At 45.3% G+C, this 19,917-nt stretch carries 17 protein-coding genes; 11 read left to right on the top strand and 6 right to left on the bottom strand.

Annotated features, from left to right (window positions below):
- Nucleotides 1-57: 57 nt before the first annotated feature.
- Entirely contained in the window at nt 58-936 is an 879-nt protein-coding gene (gene lipA, locus GVN20_RS07900; protein WP_166557789.1) for a lipoyl synthase, read from the bottom strand.
- 81 nt (nt 937-1,017) lie between these two features.
- The gene (locus GVN20_RS07895) at nt 1,018-1,776 is read right to left on the bottom strand and encodes a hypothetical protein (protein WP_166557788.1); all 759 of its coding nucleotides are present in this window, start codon (nt 1,774-1,776) and stop codon (nt 1,018-1,020) included.
- A gap of 274 nt (nt 1,777-2,050) precedes the next feature.
- Between GVN20_RS07895 and GVN20_RS07890 the strand changes: the two genes are divergently transcribed.
- On the top strand, nt 2,051-2,866 hold the full coding sequence (locus GVN20_RS07890) for an N-acetylmuramoyl-L-alanine amidase-like domain-containing protein (protein ID WP_229599003.1): 816 nt from the start codon (nt 2,051-2,053) through the stop codon (nt 2,864-2,866).
- 4 nt (nt 2,867-2,870) lie between these two features.
- Here the strand turns inward: GVN20_RS07890 and GVN20_RS07885 are convergent, their stop codons facing one another.
- Entirely contained in the window at nt 2,871-3,917 is a 1,047-nt protein-coding gene (locus GVN20_RS07885) for a DNA/RNA non-specific endonuclease (RefSeq protein WP_166557787.1), read from the bottom strand.
- 114 nt (nt 3,918-4,031) lie between these two features.
- On the opposite strand from GVN20_RS07885, the gene GVN20_RS07880 reads away from it, so the two are divergent.
- The 3 genes from GVN20_RS07880 to GVN20_RS07870 all read left to right on the top strand — a co-directional run bounded on the left by GVN20_RS07880 (nt 4,032) and on the right by GVN20_RS07870 (nt 7,431).
- Nucleotides 4,032-5,258 (top strand): NAD(P)/FAD-dependent oxidoreductase, encoded by a 1,227-nt coding sequence (locus tag GVN20_RS07880; protein WP_166557786.1) that lies wholly within the window; start codon nt 4,032-4,034, stop codon nt 5,256-5,258.
- A gap of 139 nt (nt 5,259-5,397) precedes the next feature.
- Nucleotides 5,398-6,612 (top strand): hypothetical protein, encoded by a 1,215-nt coding sequence (locus tag GVN20_RS07875; protein ID WP_166557785.1) that lies wholly within the window; start codon nt 5,398-5,400, stop codon nt 6,610-6,612.
- 24 nt (nt 6,613-6,636) lie between these two features.
- Nucleotides 6,637-7,431 carry a formylglycine-generating enzyme family protein gene (locus tag GVN20_RS07870; protein WP_166557784.1) on the top strand — a complete coding sequence of 265 codons (795 nt, stop codon included), beginning with the start codon at nt 6,637-6,639 and terminating at the stop codon, nt 7,429-7,431.
- A 5-nt stretch (nt 7,432-7,436) separates the two neighbouring features.
- Here GVN20_RS07870 and GVN20_RS07865 read toward each other — a convergent pair whose 3' ends face one another.
- A complete protein-coding gene (locus tag GVN20_RS07865) occupies nt 7,437-8,033 on the bottom strand; it encodes a C40 family peptidase (protein ID WP_229599002.1) in 597 nt (198 codons plus the stop codon).
- Between the two features lie 199 nt (nt 8,034-8,232).
- Here GVN20_RS07865 and GVN20_RS07860 point away from each other — a divergent pair, with 199 nt between their 5' ends.
- The 6 genes from GVN20_RS07860 (at nt 8,233) to GVN20_RS07835 (ending at nt 14,283) form a co-directional block, all read left to right on the top strand.
- Nucleotides 8,233-8,730 (top strand): GNAT family N-acetyltransferase, encoded by a 498-nt coding sequence (locus GVN20_RS07860; RefSeq protein WP_206023222.1) that lies wholly within the window; start codon nt 8,233-8,235, stop codon nt 8,728-8,730.
- 62 nt (nt 8,731-8,792) lie between these two features.
- Entirely contained in the window at nt 8,793-10,925 is a 2,133-nt protein-coding gene (locus tag GVN20_RS07855; protein WP_166557783.1) for a thioredoxin domain-containing protein, read from the top strand.
- 25 nt (nt 10,926-10,950) lie between these two features.
- Complete coding sequence (locus GVN20_RS07850; RefSeq protein ID WP_166557782.1) at nt 10,951-11,748, top strand: queuosine precursor transporter; 798 nt, start codon at nt 10,951-10,953, stop codon at nt 11,746-11,748.
- A gap of 89 nt (nt 11,749-11,837) precedes the next feature.
- Entirely contained in the window at nt 11,838-12,623 is a 786-nt protein-coding gene (locus GVN20_RS07845; protein WP_166557781.1) for an AraC family transcriptional regulator, read from the top strand.
- A gap of 137 nt (nt 12,624-12,760) precedes the next feature.
- Nucleotides 12,761-13,306 carry a hypothetical protein gene (locus GVN20_RS07840; protein ID WP_229599001.1) on the top strand — a complete coding sequence of 182 codons (546 nt, stop codon included), beginning with the start codon at nt 12,761-12,763 and terminating at the stop codon, nt 13,304-13,306.
- 38 nt (nt 13,307-13,344) lie between these two features.
- Entirely contained in the window at nt 13,345-14,283 is a 939-nt protein-coding gene (locus tag GVN20_RS07835; protein WP_166557780.1) for a hypothetical protein, read from the top strand.
- A gap of 196 nt (nt 14,284-14,479) precedes the next feature.
- Here GVN20_RS07835 and rlmF read toward each other — a convergent pair whose 3' ends face one another.
- Nucleotides 14,480-15,448, bottom strand: a complete 969-nt coding sequence (gene rlmF / locus GVN20_RS07830) for a 23S rRNA (adenine(1618)-N(6))-methyltransferase RlmF (RefSeq protein ID WP_166557779.1) — start codon at nt 15,446-15,448, stop codon at nt 14,480-14,482.
- A 445-nt stretch (nt 15,449-15,893) separates the two neighbouring features.
- Nucleotides 15,894-18,266 (bottom strand): PDZ domain-containing protein, encoded by a 2,373-nt coding sequence (locus tag GVN20_RS07825; protein WP_166557778.1) that lies wholly within the window; start codon nt 18,264-18,266, stop codon nt 15,894-15,896.
- A gap of 197 nt (nt 18,267-18,463) precedes the next feature.
- Here GVN20_RS07825 and GVN20_RS07820 point away from each other — a divergent pair, with 197 nt between their 5' ends.
- On the top strand, nt 18,464-19,891 hold the full coding sequence (locus GVN20_RS07820; RefSeq protein ID WP_166557777.1) for a sodium:alanine symporter family protein: 1,428 nt from the start codon (nt 18,464-18,466) through the stop codon (nt 19,889-19,891).
- Nucleotides 19,892-19,917: the final 26 nt, after the last annotated feature.

The following is a 19,917-nucleotide window of genomic DNA, read 5'->3' as shown; positions in this document are numbered from 1 at the left end:
CTAAGGCCAGTATACGGATGGGCGTTATCAGAAACCTTATGAGCAGTTTAAATGATATTAAATCGGCACATTTACGTGCCGCTCTGAGTGGTAGCTTGACCGGACCAATGGGCCTGATTCGACGTACTTGAGGCCGCGCTTCAGCCCCTCTTCGCGGTACATGGCAAAGGTTTCGGGATGAATCCACTCAATCACCTCGTGGTGCATTTTTGTGGGTTGTAGGTATTGGCCCAAGGTCAAAATATCAAGTCCGTGTGCCACCAAATCGTCCATGGCCTGAAACATTTCGTCCTGGGTTTCGCCCAAGCCGAGCATAATGCCAGATTTAGTACGTTTGCCAAAGTCTTTGGTCCGACGGATTTGCTCCAAACTGCGTTCGTATTTGGCTTGCGGTCGAACGGCGCGGTAAAGTCTAGCCACGGTTTCTACGTTGTGAGAAACCACTTCTTGACCCGCAGAAATCATTCGTTCGAGGGCTGCCCAATTGCTTTTTGTGTCAGGAATCAAGGTTTCAATCGTGGTGGAAGGGCTCAATTCTTTGGTCAAAACCACCGTTTGGTGCCAAATTTCGGCCCCTCGATCTTTGAGTTCGTCACGGTTTACGGATGTAATGACGGCGTGTTTAACCCCCATGGTTTTGATGGCTTCGGCCACGCGGCGCGGCTCATCGACGTCGTATTCGTTGGGGCGGCCAGTAGCTACGGCGCAAAAACTGCAACTGCGGGTGCAGACATTGCCCAATATCATAAATGTTGCGGTTCCTTCTCCCCAGCATTCGCCCATGTTTGGGCAGTTGCCGCTTTCACAAATCGTGTGGAGTTTGTTGGTATCTACGATGGTCCTAACTTTTTTGTATTCAGGCCCAACGGGCAATTTTACTCTTAGCCAATCTGGGCGTTTTTTGCGCTCTGAAGTTATAACGGGAAGTTCTATCATTTCTGAAGTTAATTGTTGCCAGCTAACAGTTATTTGAAAAAAATCTTTCTGCGATTACAAATAACAAACCGTTAGCGACAGTTATTTCTTATTACCGAAAAACAAAGTTACGTAACCAGAAGTGAACAAACTACGATTTTCGGCAAAAGGTATAATGACGGGAGCTTTGCTGAAGAGTTCGGTCAGGAAGCCAATCTCCAAACCAGTGAGGTTGCTCCGAAAGGCACTCAACTCAAAACTGAACGCGATTTTGGCATTGACGCCGGGCACGATTTTCGATTGTCCAATGCCTTGCATAATGTTTCCTGCGCCCAAAATATTGCCCAAATCGGTGTGTTTAACTGGGTCATAGGCTTCGGTACGAACCACGCCAGGGCGTACTTGGTACTGTATAAAATACGGTTTCAATATCCCCAAAGAAGCGCCGACGGCCAATATCCCGTTGATTGAAATCCCTTCCTCATTGTTGCGGTTGGAAAGGATAATTTCACGGCCATATTGCGGACGCAACGCAAAGAGATAATTTTGTTTGCCAGGCGTAAATCGTGCGCCCGTGTTGCTTGATTGGGCGAGTTCTTTCGGGTGACGTACGTTGACCAATTCAAGGGCTAAATAACGGTACTGGGCTCTTCCAAACAGGTCTTTGTCCATTCGGGTTGAATGTCGAACCACCAATCCACCCAAAAGACCAGAGTTGGTGTTGGTCGTAACTCCGTAGGTTGTTATGGTAGAATATTCTTCCTCCTCGTCTTCAAGGTTTGTTTTAGCACGACGCTGCTGACCCCATGCCACTTCGGAAAGGAGCAAAAAAGCCAGGATTACGGTTGAGATTGATTTCATCAGACTTAACAAAAATTTTACTTAAACATAACAAAAATACCTAATAAAGTCAAGTCACTATACGTTAAAAATCGCTTAAAGGTTGCCGATTCTTTCATCATTTTAAACTATTTTCAAGGGTGTAAGGTTCAGGATATTTTTTCAAATCTTAAATTGCTGATTGTTAGAACGAAAGAATTTTGTACTTTTTTAATTTTAGTCAGGCATACCCTATTGGCCATTCAAACTGTTTGAGATGCCGCTTAATTTTCAGTTATCTGCTTGACAGACCCCGATGATGACAAAGACCCCTGCATTTATTTTTTTACTTATTGGCTTTTTTGCAAAGTCGCTTTATGCCCAAACTGAAGCGGTGTTTGCCGAAAAAATGCGCATTCCTCCAAAAGCGACTCAGGCCAAAACCGCTTTGCACATCGCAGAAAGTTTCTTGGGAAAACCCTACGTGGCGCATACCCTTGAAAAAACACCTGAAGCCCTCGTGTGTGATTTGCAAAACTTTGATTGTTACACTTTTGTGGAGTCAGTGCTGGCTCTGACGCTGACCCAAAAAGCCTCGGGCAGGTATGATGAGTACCAAAGTTTCCTCCAAAAATTACGCTATCGAAAGGGAAAAATTACGGGATACGGCTCACGGCTGCATTATTTTCTGGAATGGAAACATCAGGCCGTAGCCCAGGGATGGCTTGTGGATGTTACGGAGTCATTGGGTGGGCTGAAAATACAGCCCACAATTCAGTTTATGACCACTCATCGAGGGTTTTATCCCGCCTTGAACGATGAAAAAACGCTGGCTGAAATTCAAAATGCCGAGAGGCAATTGTCCCAAATCCCGTGGTTTTATATTCCTAAAAACAAGGTCGCGGCGATAGAGTCAAAATTACAGGATGGAGATATTATTGGTATAACCTCAGGCATTGCTGGATTGGATTTTAACCATGAAGGTTTTGTGGTACGAAAAGGAGCGCGGGCTTACCTGCTGCACGCCTCTTCTGACCTAAAAAAAGTAACACTGTCGGCCGAGCCGCTAGCTGATTACCTCGCTAAAATCAAAAAACACAGCGGCGTGGTGGTGCTACGAATCAATGATTAGAGGATTAGTTGCGGGCCGAGAACCATCCTTTGGTGGTATTGGCACTTTCCAATTTCTTCTCCAGCGTGTCGGGTAGGCGTGGAAAAAAGTCAATACCTGTCAAGCGTTCAATTTCATCTACACTGACTACAAACGTTTTGAGGTTTTCGCTCGAAAACTCATTTTTGAGTACAAAACCAATCATCCGAGGTTGGTCGTCGGTGAGGCACAGGGCAATTTTATAGTACATTTCGGGCACGGCAATCTCATTTCTATTTCCAATGGTGGGCAGGCCTGGTTTAAGTACGGGACCCGTTACGATGTATAATTCGCCGTCGCGCTGGGCCCATTGACGAAATTTTTGTTCCAAATCGTTCCATATACCTCGGTTAAAGTCAGGAACTTGTGGGCTAATATTGCTCATGTAAAAGGTTTCCTGCTTGTCAGAGGGGTTGATGTTGAAATCACCAGCGGGGGCCAAGTGGCCGCGATCATAACCCGTACGGGTATAATCTGACGTGATGGCCGAACCCGTAGAAACAAGCGGGTCAGGAACGAATTTGTTGCCATCGCGGGAGAGGTAGGCGCTTGCTTCGTCGCCGGTCAATTTATAAGCGACCCAGTCGGCCTGTTCGTACTGCTCGCGATAACGCAGCGTAATCTTATGATGGCGAATGATTTGGTCATTGGAGCCGATGGCAGGTAAGTTGAAATCCTTCACCTTCGCGTAGTCGGCTGTGGTATTTGAAGAGGTACTTTCCTCTTCGGTTTCTTCCTCGTTGGTAGTGTTTGAAGATTTGTCAATCCCCTCTTTTTCCAACAACGTACGGTCGTCGGAAGCAACATCGTCGGCGGTGCGGTCATCGACGGCCACATCGCTCGATTCGGGGACCTTATACGGATTCTTGCCGCGTTCTGGTGGATTTTTGTCGTAAACAAATACGCTCTTTACATCATTCCAAAAGGCCACGAGCGGCTTGGTCCGACCGCGATAGTGCAGTACAAGACCGATAACAATAAAAAAGAATAGTAAGAAAAGGGTATTCCCCAAGCGTAATCCTTTGCGGTGCATTCCGATGTCAGCGTTTTTGATAATTATTGCAAAGAACGGGATAAAACCTCGCGTTTAGCATCTGGATGCACAAAGATTTTTGGACATTTGCAGCTAAATACCAAATTTTTGAACGTGCAACAACTTCAACTCATTGTCATTGGCGGCGGAGCGGCGGGTTTTATGGGCGCCATTACGGCGGCAGAAACTTTCAAAGACGCCAACGTTATTCTTCTGGAAAAAAACAGAACATTACTCAATAAGGTACGCATCTCGGGGGGCGGCCGCTGCAACGTGACCAATGCCGTAGCGACCTTGCCTGAGTTATTAAAAGGCTACCCGCGCGGGGCTAAATTTCTGCGTTCTTTGTTTGAAACTTTCAACAACCAACACACTATCAAGTGGTTTGAAGAGCGCGGCGTGCTGCTCAAAACCGAGCCAGACGGACGGATGTTTCCCGCCACGAATACCTCAGATACGATTGTGGACTGTTTGATGAAAGCGGCCCATCAGGCAGGGGTAAAAATTCGGACGGGGGCGGGGGTGATTCAGCTGAAGCCCGTTCCGACGGGCATTGAGGTGGTGCTACAATCGGGCGAGGTACTCCACGCCGACCGGGTGCTGGTTACGTCGGGTGGGCACCCGCAGTTGAGTGGCTATGATTGGCTAAGTGAGTTGGGGGTTGAAATTGTAAATCCCGTGCCTTCGTTGTTTACCTTTAATGTTCCTTCTATTCCTTTCAAAGATCTTATGGGTGTTTCGGTCGGAGGCGTGGGCGTGAAATTGGCGGGTAGCAAATTGGCAGAAACGGGGCCGTTGCTTTTTACGCACTGGGGCGTGAGCGGCCCCGCCGTGCTACGGCTGTCGGCGTGGGGGGCGCGTGAGTTGTCGGACAAAAACTATCAATTTGTGTCGTTGGTCAATTTTACCAATACAAAGCCGAACGAAATTTTGCGGCAGCTCACTGATTTTCAGCGCGATTCGGGTTGGCGGGCCAAGTTTGTGACAACCCAAGCGCCTTTTGGATTGCCCCAACGGCTTTGGAAGCAGCTGGTTGAACTGGCCAACATCCCCGATACCATGCGGTGGGCGGATTTGCCCGCCAAGAATATGAACCGATTGGTGGAACATTTAACCAATTTTCAACTGGATGTGCGCGGCAAAACTACTTTCAAAGAAGAATTTGTCACCTGCGGCGGAGTGGCGTTGTCGGACGTAAACCCCAAAACGCTCGAAAGTCGCAAGGTAAGGGGGCTGTTTTTTGCGGGAGAAATATTGGACATTGACGGTATTACGGGTGGGTATAATTTTCAGGCGGCTTGGACGACTGGGTATATTGCTGGTAAACAATTGGGGGAGTAGCCATGTAAGGCACGTAGGTGTTTACCGTTAAGTAAATCATCGTTGTGGGTGAGGAGAATAAGCGTTAAATTGGCGTAACAATGAGCGGCAGTAATTCCTTTCGTTGTGGAAAAATCTCATTTAGCTCCTCCGAATGCCCATGAAATCACTCCTTCTGTTTCTGACGCTTTTACTGCTTTCAGGAGCGTCTTTTGCTCAAAAAGTCACTTTTGATGACTATAAAAAGCGAGGAGATGCCTGTTTTGTAAAGCAGGATTATCAATGCGCAAAGGATAATTACGAGCGCGCCCTCCGGATTCGGGACAATGATGCCTACTGCAAAAGCCAACTCAAAAAGGTAAATGATGCGCTAAAAAAAGCAAGCCTGCAAACGGCCCCCAAAAAAACACCACCGAAGGTAGAAAAAGAGTCAGAAAACCTTCGAATCGCTGAATTGAATAGAAAAGAGGGCGATGATTTGTTTAAAAGAGGTGACTACGAAGCGGCCCAGAAGAAATACGAGGCCTGTCTCAACGTACCTGCTTTTGGGAGTGATGCGTACGTAAAAGAGCAAATCAAATTTAGCCGTTTGGCGGCGGCATTTTTGACCGATGCCAAAAATGCGTTGGCTCGCGGCAACGACTTGGAAGGGCTGGCGTATCTAAAAAAAATTCTGGAAATAAACAGCGGTGACCCCATTACGCGGCGACTAATCACCGAGCATCTTCAGCAACGAGGCAATCAACAATTTGCTAAAAATCAATTCATTGAGGCAAAGAAAAGCTACGAAGAGGCTCTGCCTTACGCCGATATCCAAACCAAAGCGGTGTTGGCAAATCTTATCAACACAACCGAAAAAGAACTGAAAGCCGACACTGAAAAAAAAGCAGAGGCCGCAAAAGTAGCGCAGCAGGAGCCCAAAACCGCACCTAAAGAACCAGTAGCTGAAACGAAGAAAACCACAGAAAATAAGCCAACTGAGCCAATTGCTAAGCAGGAGGTAGTTAAAAAAGAAGAAGCTAAATTGCCAAAAAGCCCGTCGAAGCCTTCGGTGGTGCCCAAGATTATTACGGCGGGGGTGGGAGTAGGAGCCCTTGCTTACGCGTTTGTTCTGAACAATCAATACCAAGCCAAGTTGGATAATTTTACAGCGCTCAGTCGCTCGGCTGAGTACCGTCAATGGCGAGTGGCGTACGATGACGTCAAGGCTGCCCGGAGCAAAAACGGATTGATGAATGTCTGCCTTGGCGTGGCGGTGGGAGCGGTGATTGTTGAAAGTGTATTATTGTTTAAAAAGCCAAAAGAAAAACGAGCTGCTTTGAAGTTAAATTCGGCCTCTCAACAGTGGGGCTTGGCTCTACAGTATCAATTCTAAGCATCATAATTGCACTTATACGCCATGAAAAAAATCAGTTTTTACCTTCTTTTGTTCTCGCTGACCAGTTGTAAGTGGGAGGAGCCTTCATTCAATACCCTTTTTGATATGGTTTTAATCGACGGAGGGAGTTTTGATATGGGACGCCGGGCCAATGATAATATTTTGGATACTCAAAAGAGAGACGATGAAGTCCCCGTTCATGCCGTAACGCTGGGCAGTTTCTACCTCAGCAAATACGAAGTGACCGTGAAGCAATACCGTGATTTTTGTGCCGTAACGGGCCGAACCGCCCCTGCCAACCAAAAAGATGAAAATCCTGTGGTAGGTGTCACATGGAATGATGCCGTGGCGTATTGTAATTGGTTAAGTCAGGAAACGGGCCAAGCGTATCGTTTGCCCACAGAAGCAGAATGGGAATTTGCCGCCCGGGGAGGAAACAAAAGTCAAGGGTTTATTTTTGCGGGAAGCAATTCCCTGGCGGAGGTGGGCTGGTACGATGCTAATAGTGGTCGCTCAACTCGTCCTGGAGGGCAAAAACAAGCAAATGAACTGGGGCTTTATGATATGAGCGGAAACGTGTGGGAATGGTGTAGTGACTGGTATGGGCCGTATTCAAAAGAGCCTGCGACCAATCCCAAAGGGCCGAGCGCACCCAGTCAGGGAGCGGTACATGTGCATCGCGGGGGCTCGTACATGTATGGCAGTAGCTATTGTAGAATAACGTACAGGGGAGGTCCCATTTTTGGCACTACGCCCAACGTCGAGACTTTTACCAACAACACGATTGGTTTTCGATTGGCCGCAGATGCAAAATAAATCGTTTAAAAAGGCCGTATTGCCTTTACAAAGCGGTTTTTGAAGTATTTTGAATAGAGATTATCTTCCCGAACGCCCTTGGATGATGAGGCGTGAATGAACAGGATTTCGTTTTTGCCCCTTACTTCCGTCACGATGCCTACGTGCGATACGTAGCCCGCTTTACCCGCATCTGGGACGTAAAAAATCCAGTCGCCTGCTTTGATGTCGTGTACTTCTTCGACTTCGGTGCCAAATTCGGCCTGCTGCCATGAGATACGCGGTACTTTAAGTCCTACTTCGCTATAAACACTAGCAACCAACCCTGAGCAGTCTATGCCACGACGGTCGTTGCCGCCGCTGCGGTAGGGCGTTCCGGTGAAGGTACGGGCCGTGTTTACTACATCGCGAACGTAATTGGCATAAGCGCCTTTGGGCTTGACCGCCAACGGACGTTTGGACGCGGGGGCTTTTGCGACGGGCCGTTTGTTGTTACTTCTCGAAGGGGCTTCCGACGTTCTGAAAACCGCACATGAAGTCATCATTAAAGCAATAAAAAGACCACCAGCATGAAGAATTAAATGTTGTTTGGGTAAAGACTGGAAAAATAGACGAAAGCGCATAGCGTTTGGGATAACCGGTCAAGGAAAACTATTTACTGCGTACCTCAAGGGCGGATTCTGCAAAAATAACGAACGAATAAGTAAATTAGCGTGGATATTTTTCAATTTTCGCGTTGTTTGCAAGGTAGAAAAGTCTCTCATCTTTTTGGGGAACTTTGAAAACCAAAAACTGTTTTAGAAAAAAGCCCAACCACCAAGAATGATTAAACTGATTACCGCTTCCCAAGCACATTTGCCCGAAATCAAGCGCATAGCTTACGAAACTTGGCCTGCTACTTTTGGGGCTATTCTTTCTGAAAAACAAATCGCTTATATGCTCGACTGGATGTACAGCATTCCGTCGCTGACGAGCCAGATTGAGAAGAAGGGGCACGTATTTATTTTGGCACAAGAAGGCAACGAATACCTAGGATATGTTTCTTATGAGCTGAATTATAATGGGTTACCTAAAACAAAGATTCATAAGATTTACTTATTGCCCGCTAGTCAGGGAAAAGGAGTGGGGGCATTGCTCATTAATCAAGTCGGAGAAATTGCCACCCAAAACGAAAATAAAGCCCTGTTGCTCAACGTAAACCGTTACAACAAAGCCGTTGGTTTTTACGAAAAAATGGGTTTTAATATCGTGGGAAATGAAAACATTGACATCGGCGACGGCTTTCTGATGGAAGATTTTATCATGGAAAAACTGTTGTAACCAACCTTTATATTTTCTGCACATTCCAAATGTATCATTTTTACTAATCCACACAATCAGCCATGCCAAATCGTCTCATAAACGAAACCTCACCGTATTTGCTTCAACACGCCCACAATCCTGTAGACTGGTATCCGTGGGGCGAAGAAGCACTGACCAAGGCCCGTACCGAAAATAAGCCCATTATTGTGAGCATTGGCTATTCGGCTTGCCATTGGTGCCATGTGATGGAGCGCGAAAGCTTTGAAAAAGAGCAGGTTGCGGGTGTGATGAACGCCGATTTTGTATGTATAAAAGTAGACCGCGAAGAACGCCCCGATGTTGATGCCATTTACATGGACGCCATTCATGCCATGGGTGCGCGGGGCGGTTGGCCACTTAATGTTTTTTTGCTGCCCGACGCCAAGCCTTTTTACGGGGTTACGTATTTGCCCGCTCAAAATTGGGTGCAATTGCTAGGAAGTGTTAAAAATGCTTTTGTGAATCATCACAAAGATTTGGTAAAATCGGCTGCTGGGTTCACAGACAATATGCTGGTCAAAGAATCTGAAAAATATAACCTCCACGTAGACAATCAGATAGGAGAAGGGCTCGCTTCGGAGCAACCTTTTTCCTCCGTCCAAATGCGGAACGACTTGGACGAGATGTTTGAGAAAATAAAGGGCCATTTTGATACCGAAAAAGGTGGCATGGACCGGGGCCCCAAATTTCCCATGCCTTCTATTTATAAATTTTTGTTGCGATACTATGCCGTTTCTCACAATCCAGAGGCGCTAAGGCATATTGAATTGTCGCTCAACCGTATTGCGTTGGGGGGGATTTATGACCACGTAGGTGGTGGATGGGCGCGTTATTCGGTGGATGATGAGTGGTTTATTCCGCACTTTGAAAAAATGCTTTACGATAATGGCCAGTTGGTGAGCATTTTTTCTGAAGCATATACCCTGACCAAGAGTGATTTGTACAAAAGTCGCGTGTACGAGACCATTGATTGGCTGGCGCGCGAAATGACTAGTATGGAGGGCGGGTTTTATTCGGCACTTGATGCTGATAGTGAAGGAATTGAGGGAAAATTTTACATCTGGACGCAGACGGAATTGAAGTCAGTATTAGGAGATGATTTTGAATGGTTTTCTAAATTATACAACATCAGAGCCTCTGGAAATTGGGAGCATGGGTATAACCATTTGCATTTAGATTTGATGAGTTTCGCGCCGGGAAAGGGATTGCCCCATTTACCTACGGAAACCAACGAAAAATCGGGATGGTGGGTAGGCCCACCTTTAAGTCATTTGATGAAGGGCCTGTTTGAAAAAGACTCAGAATACCAAAATGCCCTTCAAAAACTCTTCAAAGCGCGGGAAAGCAGAATCCGCCCTGGGTTGGATGATAAGATATTGGCTTCGTGGAATGGCTTGATGCTGAAAGGATTGACCGATGCTTATCGGGCGTTTGGCGAAGAAAAGTTTAAAGAGTTAGCCTTAAAAAATGCGCAATTTTTGAAAGGAAAAATGACCGCGCCAAACCACCAACTGTGGCATAGCTACAAAAACGGCAAAGCGAGTATCGTCGGTTTTTTGGAGGATTATGCGGCGGTCATTGATGGCTATTTGGGTCTTTATCAAGCCACTTTTGAAGAAGAATGGCTCGACGAAGCGTTGCATTTAATGGCCTACGCGGTCGAAAATCTGTACGATCCCGAAGATGAACTTTTTTATTTTACGGATGGCAATGCCGAAGAATTGATTGCGCGAAAAAAAGAGGTTTTTGACAACGTGATGCCCGCCTCCAATTCGCTCATGGCCCATAATCTGTTTGCTTTAGGAACATTGTTTGACTACGCCGACTACGTAAAGTTAGCGGATTGGATGTTGGCAAAAATGCGGAATGCACTCCTGACCGACGTGCAATGGGGCACCAATTGGGCGGCATTGTACGCATTAAGGGCGCAACCTACGGCCGAAATCGCCATCGTCGGGGAAGAAATGGAACATTTTCGTCAACAATTAGAAGAGCGTTTTGTGCCAAACAAAATACTGGTTGGTACAAAAACGGTTTCGAATTTACCTCTTTTGCAGGACCGTATTGCCAAACAGGAGCAGACAACGGTGTACGTTTGCTTTAACAAAACCTGCCAATTGCCGGTTAATACGATGGAAGACGTTTGGAAACAACTGAATTATATCAACGAATAAAACCCATATCGCATCCCGCCTACCCATGCCCACTTCTACCCCTTTTGAACAGAAAAAGCAGTTTCTGTTCCTCGCTTTGTGTGGTCTTTTTTTGACCAATGCGCTGATTGCGGAGATTATCGGCGTCAAAATATTTTCCGTTGAAGCCCTACTCGGCACCTCGCCCGCTCAGTTGCCTTTGTTTGGTACAAAGCTAGATTTTAACATGTCGGCTGGGGTGGTCAACTGGCCGATTGTGTTTATTACTTCTGACATTATCAACGAGTATTTTGGAAAAAAAGGCGTTCGTCGTATTTCGTACCTGACGGCTATTTTCATTGCTTACATGTACATCGTCATTTACGCTACCACATCACTGCCACCCGCTCAATTTTGGTTGGAGGTCAACAGTAAAGACAGCCACGGCAACGCCATGAACATCGACGGGGCCTTCAACGCGATTTTTCGGCAAGGTCTCGGTATTATGCTTGGGTCGATTGTTGCTTTTTTGATCGGGCAAGTGTTGGATGTAACCGTTTTTTCGTGGTTGCGCCGGCGTACGGGCAGCAAATACATTTGGTTGAGAGCTACGGGCTCAACGCTGTTTTCACAATTGGTAGACAGCTTCGTCGTGATTTTTATTGCCTTTTACCTTTTCGGCAACTGGTCGGTAACGCAGATTTTACAGGTGGGCAGCATCAATTACATTTACAAAGGTTGTATTGCGTTGTTGACAACGCCTGTTTTGTACGTAGCACATTATTTAATTGACAAATATTTGGGCAAAGAAAATGCCCGTAAATTGGCCGATGAAGCCGCGGGTATGAGTTTTACGGCCGTGTAGTTCTAATTACCGTTTAATAACTTCTTCTTTTTTTTCTTTGAATATCAGGGACTTTGGGTTTATTTTAATAAAATAGACCCTGCCTTGTTATGCTTCAAATTTTACCGCCACATCCAGCCCTGCGACCTTTTATAAAAGCCTATTGGTATTTGCAAGTTCGGCATAATAATCCCCGAATGAGTCTGCCAATTGCCCCAATTCCCGAAACAGCACTTTATTTTTATCCAAAAGATAAACTATACGTAAACTATCTGGATAATTCGACCCAAAAAATTCCTGACAATATTATTATAGGGCAGACTACTTCTCGTCATAACTTGTTGATTCCCAGTAACTATCTAATGTTTAAAATTCTGCTGCAACCGTCGGGCTTTTTTCGATTGTTTGGTATTCCGATGACATTATTTACGGGTAGCTATGAAGAAATCAGTCTGGTATTGGGAAACGAAATCAAGGAAATACGAGAAAGGATTGAAAACGCTGCTACGTTTGGAGAAATGGTGAGCATCACAGAAGGGTTTTTACTTCGAAAAATCGTGGAGTACAAGGTAGAAAAACATGCCATTGATGCGGTGTTGGAGCAATCCAATTTTCACCATTTTTCTTTGGATCAATTGGCGCAAGATGCTTGTTTGAGCAGTCGTCAATTTGAACGAAAATTTCTGGAGCGAACGGGCGTCTCGCCCAAATTTTATAGCCGTATTTCGCGCTTCAATCAGGCAATGAAACTGAAGCAAAAGGCTCCTCAGTTGAGTTGGATGCACATTGCGTACGACTGTGAATACTTTGATCACAATCACTTACTGCGTGATTTTAAGCAATTTACGGGTGCAGTTCCGAGTGGGTTTGATTTTGAGAAGGCCGTGATTTATTGATAGAATGTCGTTTTTTTACTAAGTCTCATCTCAAGTGTTTAGATAGATTTGCAGGAAACCATAAACTCTAGTTTTTTTATGATTACTGAAACACACATTACCCATCTTCGCCGAGCTGCTATTTGTTTTATTATCACTTGATAACCTACTTGGCTTTTAGCTTTCCTTTCTGGTTTTTAGGAGCTGTTGATGAAGGTGGAAAAGGTAAGCTCATCTTGCCTTTTCTATTTTTATTGGATGACCTGATTCCGCAAAACTTACAATCTTGGGTTGGCGTTATAGGTACTGCTTCTATGCTTATAGGGATAGTTTCTCTTTGGCAAACAGGCGAGCCGACGGGTGTAGGCAAACGGCGCAATTTCTTTTATGTGTCAATTGCTGGTGCTGTTTCCTATATTTTGGGGCAATGGATGCCGTTACCATTTGCTCCATTGGGTGCGTTCTTAACTGGGTTGGGAATGATATTGGTAGGCGTGGCGAGCATTAAAGAAAAAGTGTGGACTGATTGGAAACGTTATGTTCCTTTGGTGGTTGGCTGTTTTCCGTTCTTATGTATGTTTCCTCTACTAATCATCACTGGCCAAAGGCCTGCTGCCATCATTGGCTTTTGGGGCATTCCTTGGATTGTGTTGGGAATAGTGGCATGGCAACGGTGTTCAGAAGTGAAACATAGCTTTAGTTAAAAGTGCCATTTTCAAATACGAAGAAAAGCAACTTTCCCATGCCTGTCAACTACAATACCACTGCCACAAAATGGGCTTTGCTCATGTATAGCATTCTTACGTTGCGTCACTTCGGCATCACGATGATGTTGCAATTCATTGTAAATCCTCAATTTGGCAATGTGCATGAAAACTTTCTGCTTTATGCAAAGACGTACAACGACTTAATGATTTGGGTTGGGAACGTTCCAGCCGTTTTGATGCTGTTGTCGGCGATTTCAATGATTTGGCTAGCACCCAATTTCTTTCCCAAAAGGGCTATTTATGTCAGCGTTGTGTTAGGCATGATTTCCCTAGTAACTACTCTATGGGTGATGATGCCTATCTATAACCAATGGGCGATCACGGGCTATAATGCGGCGCAAAACCAATACCTGCTGTCCCAAACGCTTTATTTCCAAATTATCCCTTCCGCCTTACAAGTGGTTATCCTTATTTCATTCCTGCATACGTATCTCCAAGACGTTAAACCCGCAGCCAAATGGATATTCCTGCTTGTCGTCGTGTTGAACTTCTATAATATGGGTACAACGAGCATCGAAGGTAGCTTGGCTTATCCTCTATGGGAAACCGTGGGGGCAAAGGACTGGCTGACCTATCGACAAACGCCTCCCAACCTATTGTTTGGCATTATGTTCGTTTTTGCTGCTTTCTCTCCTATTTTTCTGTTGATTGCTATGTACTGGCGCAGACCGAAAGAAATTCCAAAATACTTGGTGACAGGCTATTTGTTACTTGTACTTTACCTTTTTGTGATTACGTTGCTCTACTTTGTGCCTGATTTTCAAGTCCCACTAAACAGCGCTTATTTGTTGTCATTAATTAAGAAATTGGGGACAGACGATTTGATCTACAGAGCGCCCGCGGGTCTGGCCTTACAGGTCATTGTAGCTTGGATGTTTCTGAAAATAAAGCCGTCGATTTTGAATGGTGATTAGTTTGTGTTGTTTTTTAAGCACTGTTAAATTCAAGGATTGTTTACCACCAAAACGATTACCAGCATTTGGTCAAAGATTTCAAACGTTTTGCAGGAGTCACGCCCAATAGGCTGATTCAGGAAAGCAATCTTAACCCCGAACGCCGCCTTCAACTCAATCCAGAATTTGTGGGGTTATAAAAATGGCTTCTTTTGTTTTACTGCCATCTTTCCTGCCGCCACACTTTCTGTTGATGGGTCCCGAGGAAAGTCCACGCTACCATGCGACTGACTTTTTGTCCTTGAGCCATTTCAATCGTCTGTATTTCAAAGGCTTTTGCCTTTTTTAGGGCTTTGTATAAAAAGGGCAATGTCGTTTTTTTAGAAACCAATGAAGTAAACCAAAAACATTGGTTGGCGATTTGGGTACTTTGCTCAATCATCTTGGTAACAAATGCTTTTTCGCCTCCTTCACACCATAATTCGGCGTTTTGTCCGCCAAAATTCAGGGTTTCTTTTTGGGTGGCACTTGTCCGTCCCAAGTTTTGCCATTTGCGCTGTGTCCCCGCGGTGGCTTCGGCCAATGAAGCATGAAAAGGAGGGTTACACATCGTAAAATCAAATTTTTCGTTGGCTTGCACAATGCCCTTAAAAATGGCGGTGGGAGTTGTTTGCAGACGACATTCAACGAAGGGGGTAAGCACAGGATTGGCCGTCACAATTCGTTTGGCATTCTGAATCGCTTTGGGGTCAATATCCGACCCCACAAAATGCCAACCGTAACTTTGGTGCCCAATAATGGGATAGACACAATTGGCACCCACTCCGATGTCAAGCCCCGTAATTTCCTTGCCGATTGGAATTACGTTATCATTGACCGAACCCAATAAATCGGCCAAATAATGAATATAATCGGCCCGACCGGGAATGGGAGGCCGAAGATAATTGGCGGGGATGTCCCAGTATTGAATGCCGTAAAAATGAATAAGTATGGCTTTGTTGAGCATTTTGACCGCCTCGGGATTTGCAAAATCAACCGACTCGTCTTGGTATTTGTTGCGCATAACAAAAGGAGCCAATGCGGGGCAACTTTTAATAAGTGCGGAAAAATCGTATCGGAAACGGTGGGGATTTCGGGGATGAAGGCTTTGTTTTTCGGTAGAATTCAAATCAGCTATTGACGTCATTGGGAGTTGTACATTTTTGGGAAAACGTAAGTTACCGAAAAATCATCCAATGAATCGTCGAATTAAAGAATGATTTTTTGGGTTATGTACCGCACGCTAACCGAAAAACTAGGTTGCCAATTTTAACTTCTTGAATTTTAATCCAAATTTAATTCCATTCTGAAACAAAAATTTTGGCATTGTACTAATTTTATTTTGTCGTAAGATTAGCGTGATATTCTTAATCTAAACATACATATATTCACCTGGTCAATGTTTCTGAGAAAATGGTGCAGCCATTTATTGCACAATAAACAGTTGTGGGAAAGGGCATGAAGCAAGCCACTTAAAAATGGGATAACATTTTCACAGATAACACCAAACGGAAGATATTTTCCGTGAGTGACCCAAATAGATTTAGTTTGTATTGATCGAAACTGCCATCCTCGTTTGTCGATGGCAGTTTTTATTTTAGAAGCAATACCAACTTCATAGGTTGCTGATTTCTAATAATTTCGATGTTTATTTTGCCGTGCCAATTGACTTCTTGGTAAATATCCAAAAACGCGCGGATGTTCTTGACGGCTTTACCATCAGCGGTTCGTATTACGTCTTTTTCTAATAAACCAGACTGGGTCAAAAGACTTTTTTGCCCAGTCGAGGTTACGAGAATGCCCGTTTCGTCGGGCAATCCGTAGGCCGAGCGGTCGCCTAATCCTTCAATATTTTTGAGTGTACCTCCTAAAAATGAGATGGTTGAGGTCTTGTTGTCAAGCAATTGTGCATTGATAAGCGCTGGAATGACTGGTTGTAAAGAAATTTTCTTTAACTCAGGTTTTTGTACCCCGAAATCAGCCATAGAAAAATTTTTAAAGCCGATGAGCAGGGCAGGAGAGGAGGCGCTTACCCGATAATCTCCCGCCGAAGCATTGATAAATGCGGGGTTGCCTACGGTACTTTTGGCATCCGTGTTGTTTTTACGGGCCAATGCCAGCGATGCCGAATCTGGGAATAAATTTTGGTCAATGTTTACGCCCCAGTCTTTGATTTGAATGGGGAAATATTTTTTCATGACAATGTTGTGCCTGAACTCGTCGCCGCTGTTTTTGAACCACACGTGCGGATGAAAAGAGTTATTGACCATGATATTGTTTTCTACTTTGCGGTAAAAACCCTCCCGAAGTTTGAGCCCGCCGTTAAGACAAACGTTATTGTAAATATGATAATTCGAGGAACCGTCGTCCAAATCAATGTCCCAGCCGTGGTCGCACCGAAAACGATTGTGGCGGATAATGGTCTGTTTTTGAGCATCTAACAAAATCAGTTCTGGGTGCGCCGCCACGAGGCTGTCCATGTAGCTGCGATTGGCGTACCAGAATCGGTCACGCCCCCAAGAATTAAAAGCGCCGTGGTCGCCCGTTTCCAATACAGTGTTGAATACATCGTTGTATTCCAAAATATGCCCACCCCAAGCTCCGTCGCCGATGTTGATACCCGCGCGTGGGGTGTTGTAGATGCTGTTGTGACTGACGGTAATTGTGGATGAAAGTTCAATTTGGACCCCCGTGGCCTGTTTTTCCAGTTGACCCATGTCATGAATCAGGTTATCCGTGACCGTACATTCCTGCGGAAAATTGTTGGTTTGTGGGCCGGGCGTTTTGTCTAATTTTTCGTACGGAATCGAAAGCTCGTACCTAAACGACGGCGAACGTGCCGCTTTTGGGTCGCCCACAAACGCCACCGCGCTCGCGCCGATGTGGTGAATGTGGCAGCCGCTGATGACGGCGTGTTTGTTGTAATTGCTTACCACAATGGCATTTCCGCCCAGCTCAGTGAATGTACAATCACTGATTTTACAGTTTTCGGTGCCGTCAAAAAGTACAGCGCCGCCCCGATAAAAAGTCCAATCGCTGCGCACCAGCGGCTCCTTGGTTTCCATAAAACTGCGTTCGGTATGTACAAATTGAAGGTTTTTTAGCTGCACATTACGGACCGGCTTATTGGCAGTGCCTCTCAGTTCGAGGAGATTTTTGAGCCTTGATACTACCACCAAAGCGGTGCCAAGATTGACGTTTTTGGGAGGGTAGAAATAAAGGATACGGCTTGTTTTGTCAAAAAACCATTCTCCGGGCGCATCCAGTTCTTCCCTGATATTTTCGACGAAACGGTACTGTTTGTGCATTGGAGCGGGGCGGTTGTTTTGCCAACCTCCCTCCAGTTTCAATTCTCCTTTTTCGTCTTTTCCCGTAATAATATAGTGAAACCCGCCCCATTCGCCCGAGTGCAGGGCGTGAACGTACCCACCAGTCGGATTTTTCCAAGTTTTGATGCGTTCGGGTGAAATCGCGTCGGTGGCGGTCCCGTGAAAAACCCGAGCATTGGCATCGTAGTTAGGATATCGGGCCAACGGCTGCTGCTGACCGTCGATAAAAAGTTGTTCAAATGCAATATTGGGCGCTACAACCGCCTGATAAATGCCGTTTTGGGAAGGTTTCCAAGCAAGTTGTAAGGGTTGCCCACCATCAATAAAAACGGGCTCATTTTTATAACTTGTTATCTCCAGTGATTCAAATAAGGCATGGGCGGCGTTAATTACCAGTGTTTTATCTAAATAGTAAGAGCCTTTTCTCAATTGAATAATAGCTTTCTGTCCTTTTGCTCGTTGGGCCGACAAGAGTGCTTTGGTGAGCGTTTTGAACGGTTTTTTTAACATACCGTTGTTGGCATCGCTGCCGTTGGGAGCCACATAAAAAGTGACTTGGGCGGTTGCTGATTGCGTCAAAAAGACCAAAAAAAAGAGATAAACGAAGCGTACAAACGTTGGGGTGAATACCGACATAATCAAAAACTGGGTTCTCAGAATGTGTAGTACTTAAAATAGGTGAAATACAACTTTTCTACTGTAATCAATCTTTTTTGGCGAATACTATCATGCTTTTCATTTAATATCCTTTTCTTTGAAGACAAGATTTACTCCACGCCTTAAAATTCTCTTCTGTATAAGCTAAACCTAACAACTAATCTCACAGGAACTTCATGGAAAAAATTATTACCGCTGTCAATGACATTATTTGGAGCAATGCCCTGATTTTACTTTGCCTCGGGGCGGGCATTTACTTCTCGATTGCCACCCGTTTTTTACAGGTACGTTACGTAAAAGAAATGGTGACTTTGTTGTTTGGAGGCAAAGCATCAGCCAAAGGTGTTTCGTCGTTTCAGGCGTTTGCCATTGCGATTTCGGGTAGAATCGGCACTGGAAACATCGCTGGGGTGGCTACGGCCATCGCCATGGGAGGGCCGGGGGCTGTTTTTTGGATGTGGGCCATTGCATTCTTAGGCGCATCCTCGGCTTTTATCGAAGCCACGCTCGGACAAATTTACAAGCAGGTCAAAGATGGCCAATACCGTGGAGGGCCGGCATTTTACATCGAAAAAGGATTGGGGATTCAGTGGTATGCTACCCTTTTTGCGGTGGCCACGATTCTGAGTACCGCCTTGTTTTTGCCGGGTGTACAGAGCAACAGCATTGCGTTGAGTGCCAAAATCGCTTTTGATGTTCCAGTGGAAATAACGGGTGGTATCATAACCATTTTGCTGGGACTCATCATTTTTGGCGGTGTGAAGCGCATCGGACAAGTGGCCGAAATCGTAGTGCCGTTTATGGCGGGAGGTTATATTTTGATGGCATTAATCATCATTGGGCTCAATATCACTAAAGTGCCCGCGATGTTCAGCCTGATTTTTCGCTCCGCTTTGGACATGGAGCCCGCCTTGGCGGGTATTTTTGGCATGGCTGTAGCGTGGGGGGTAAAAAGAGGGATTTATTCCAACGAGGCAGGGCAAGGTACGGCGCCTCACGCGGCGGCAGCGGCTGAAATTAGCCATCCTGCCAAGCAGGGGTTGGTGCAGGCGTTTTCGGTTTATGTGGATACGCTTTTTGTGTGTACCGCCACGGCGCTCATGATTTTGTTCACTGGCAAATACAACGTTGTAAATCCTGCGGGTGGTTTTTTGGTGGAAAATGTACCGGGCTTAGCCATTGGATCAGAATATACACAGGCAGCGGTCAATACCCATTTCCCAGCGTTGGGTGGGGGATTTGTGGCGATTTCGTTGTTGTTTTTTGCTTTTACGACCATCATGGCGTATTACTATATTGCCGAAACCAATTTGAGCTATTTGTCTTCCAAAGGGGATAATAAATGGTTGGTAAACGGGCTCCGAGTTATGATTATGGCCGCCACTTTTTATGGTTCTATCAAAACCGCCGCACTGGCCTGGACTTTGGGTGATATTGGTGTGGGAATGATGGCGTGGCTCAATATTATTGCCATTTTGTTACTCAGAAAACCTGCTTTCAAAGCCTTTAAAGATTATGAACAACAGCGAAAAGCAGGCTTAGATCCCGTATTCAGTCCCAAGAAGTTGGGGATTAAAAATACGGATGAATGGGATAAAGATTAATGAGCGTTGGTGGGAAAATGTCCGTT

It is taken from the genome of Runella sp. CRIBMP, assembly GCF_009905605.1.
GTDB lineage: Bacteria > Bacteroidota > Bacteroidia > Cytophagales > Spirosomataceae > Runella.
Note: the sequence above shows the minus strand (reverse complement) of the source record. Positions and strands in the feature narration are given on the sequence as shown.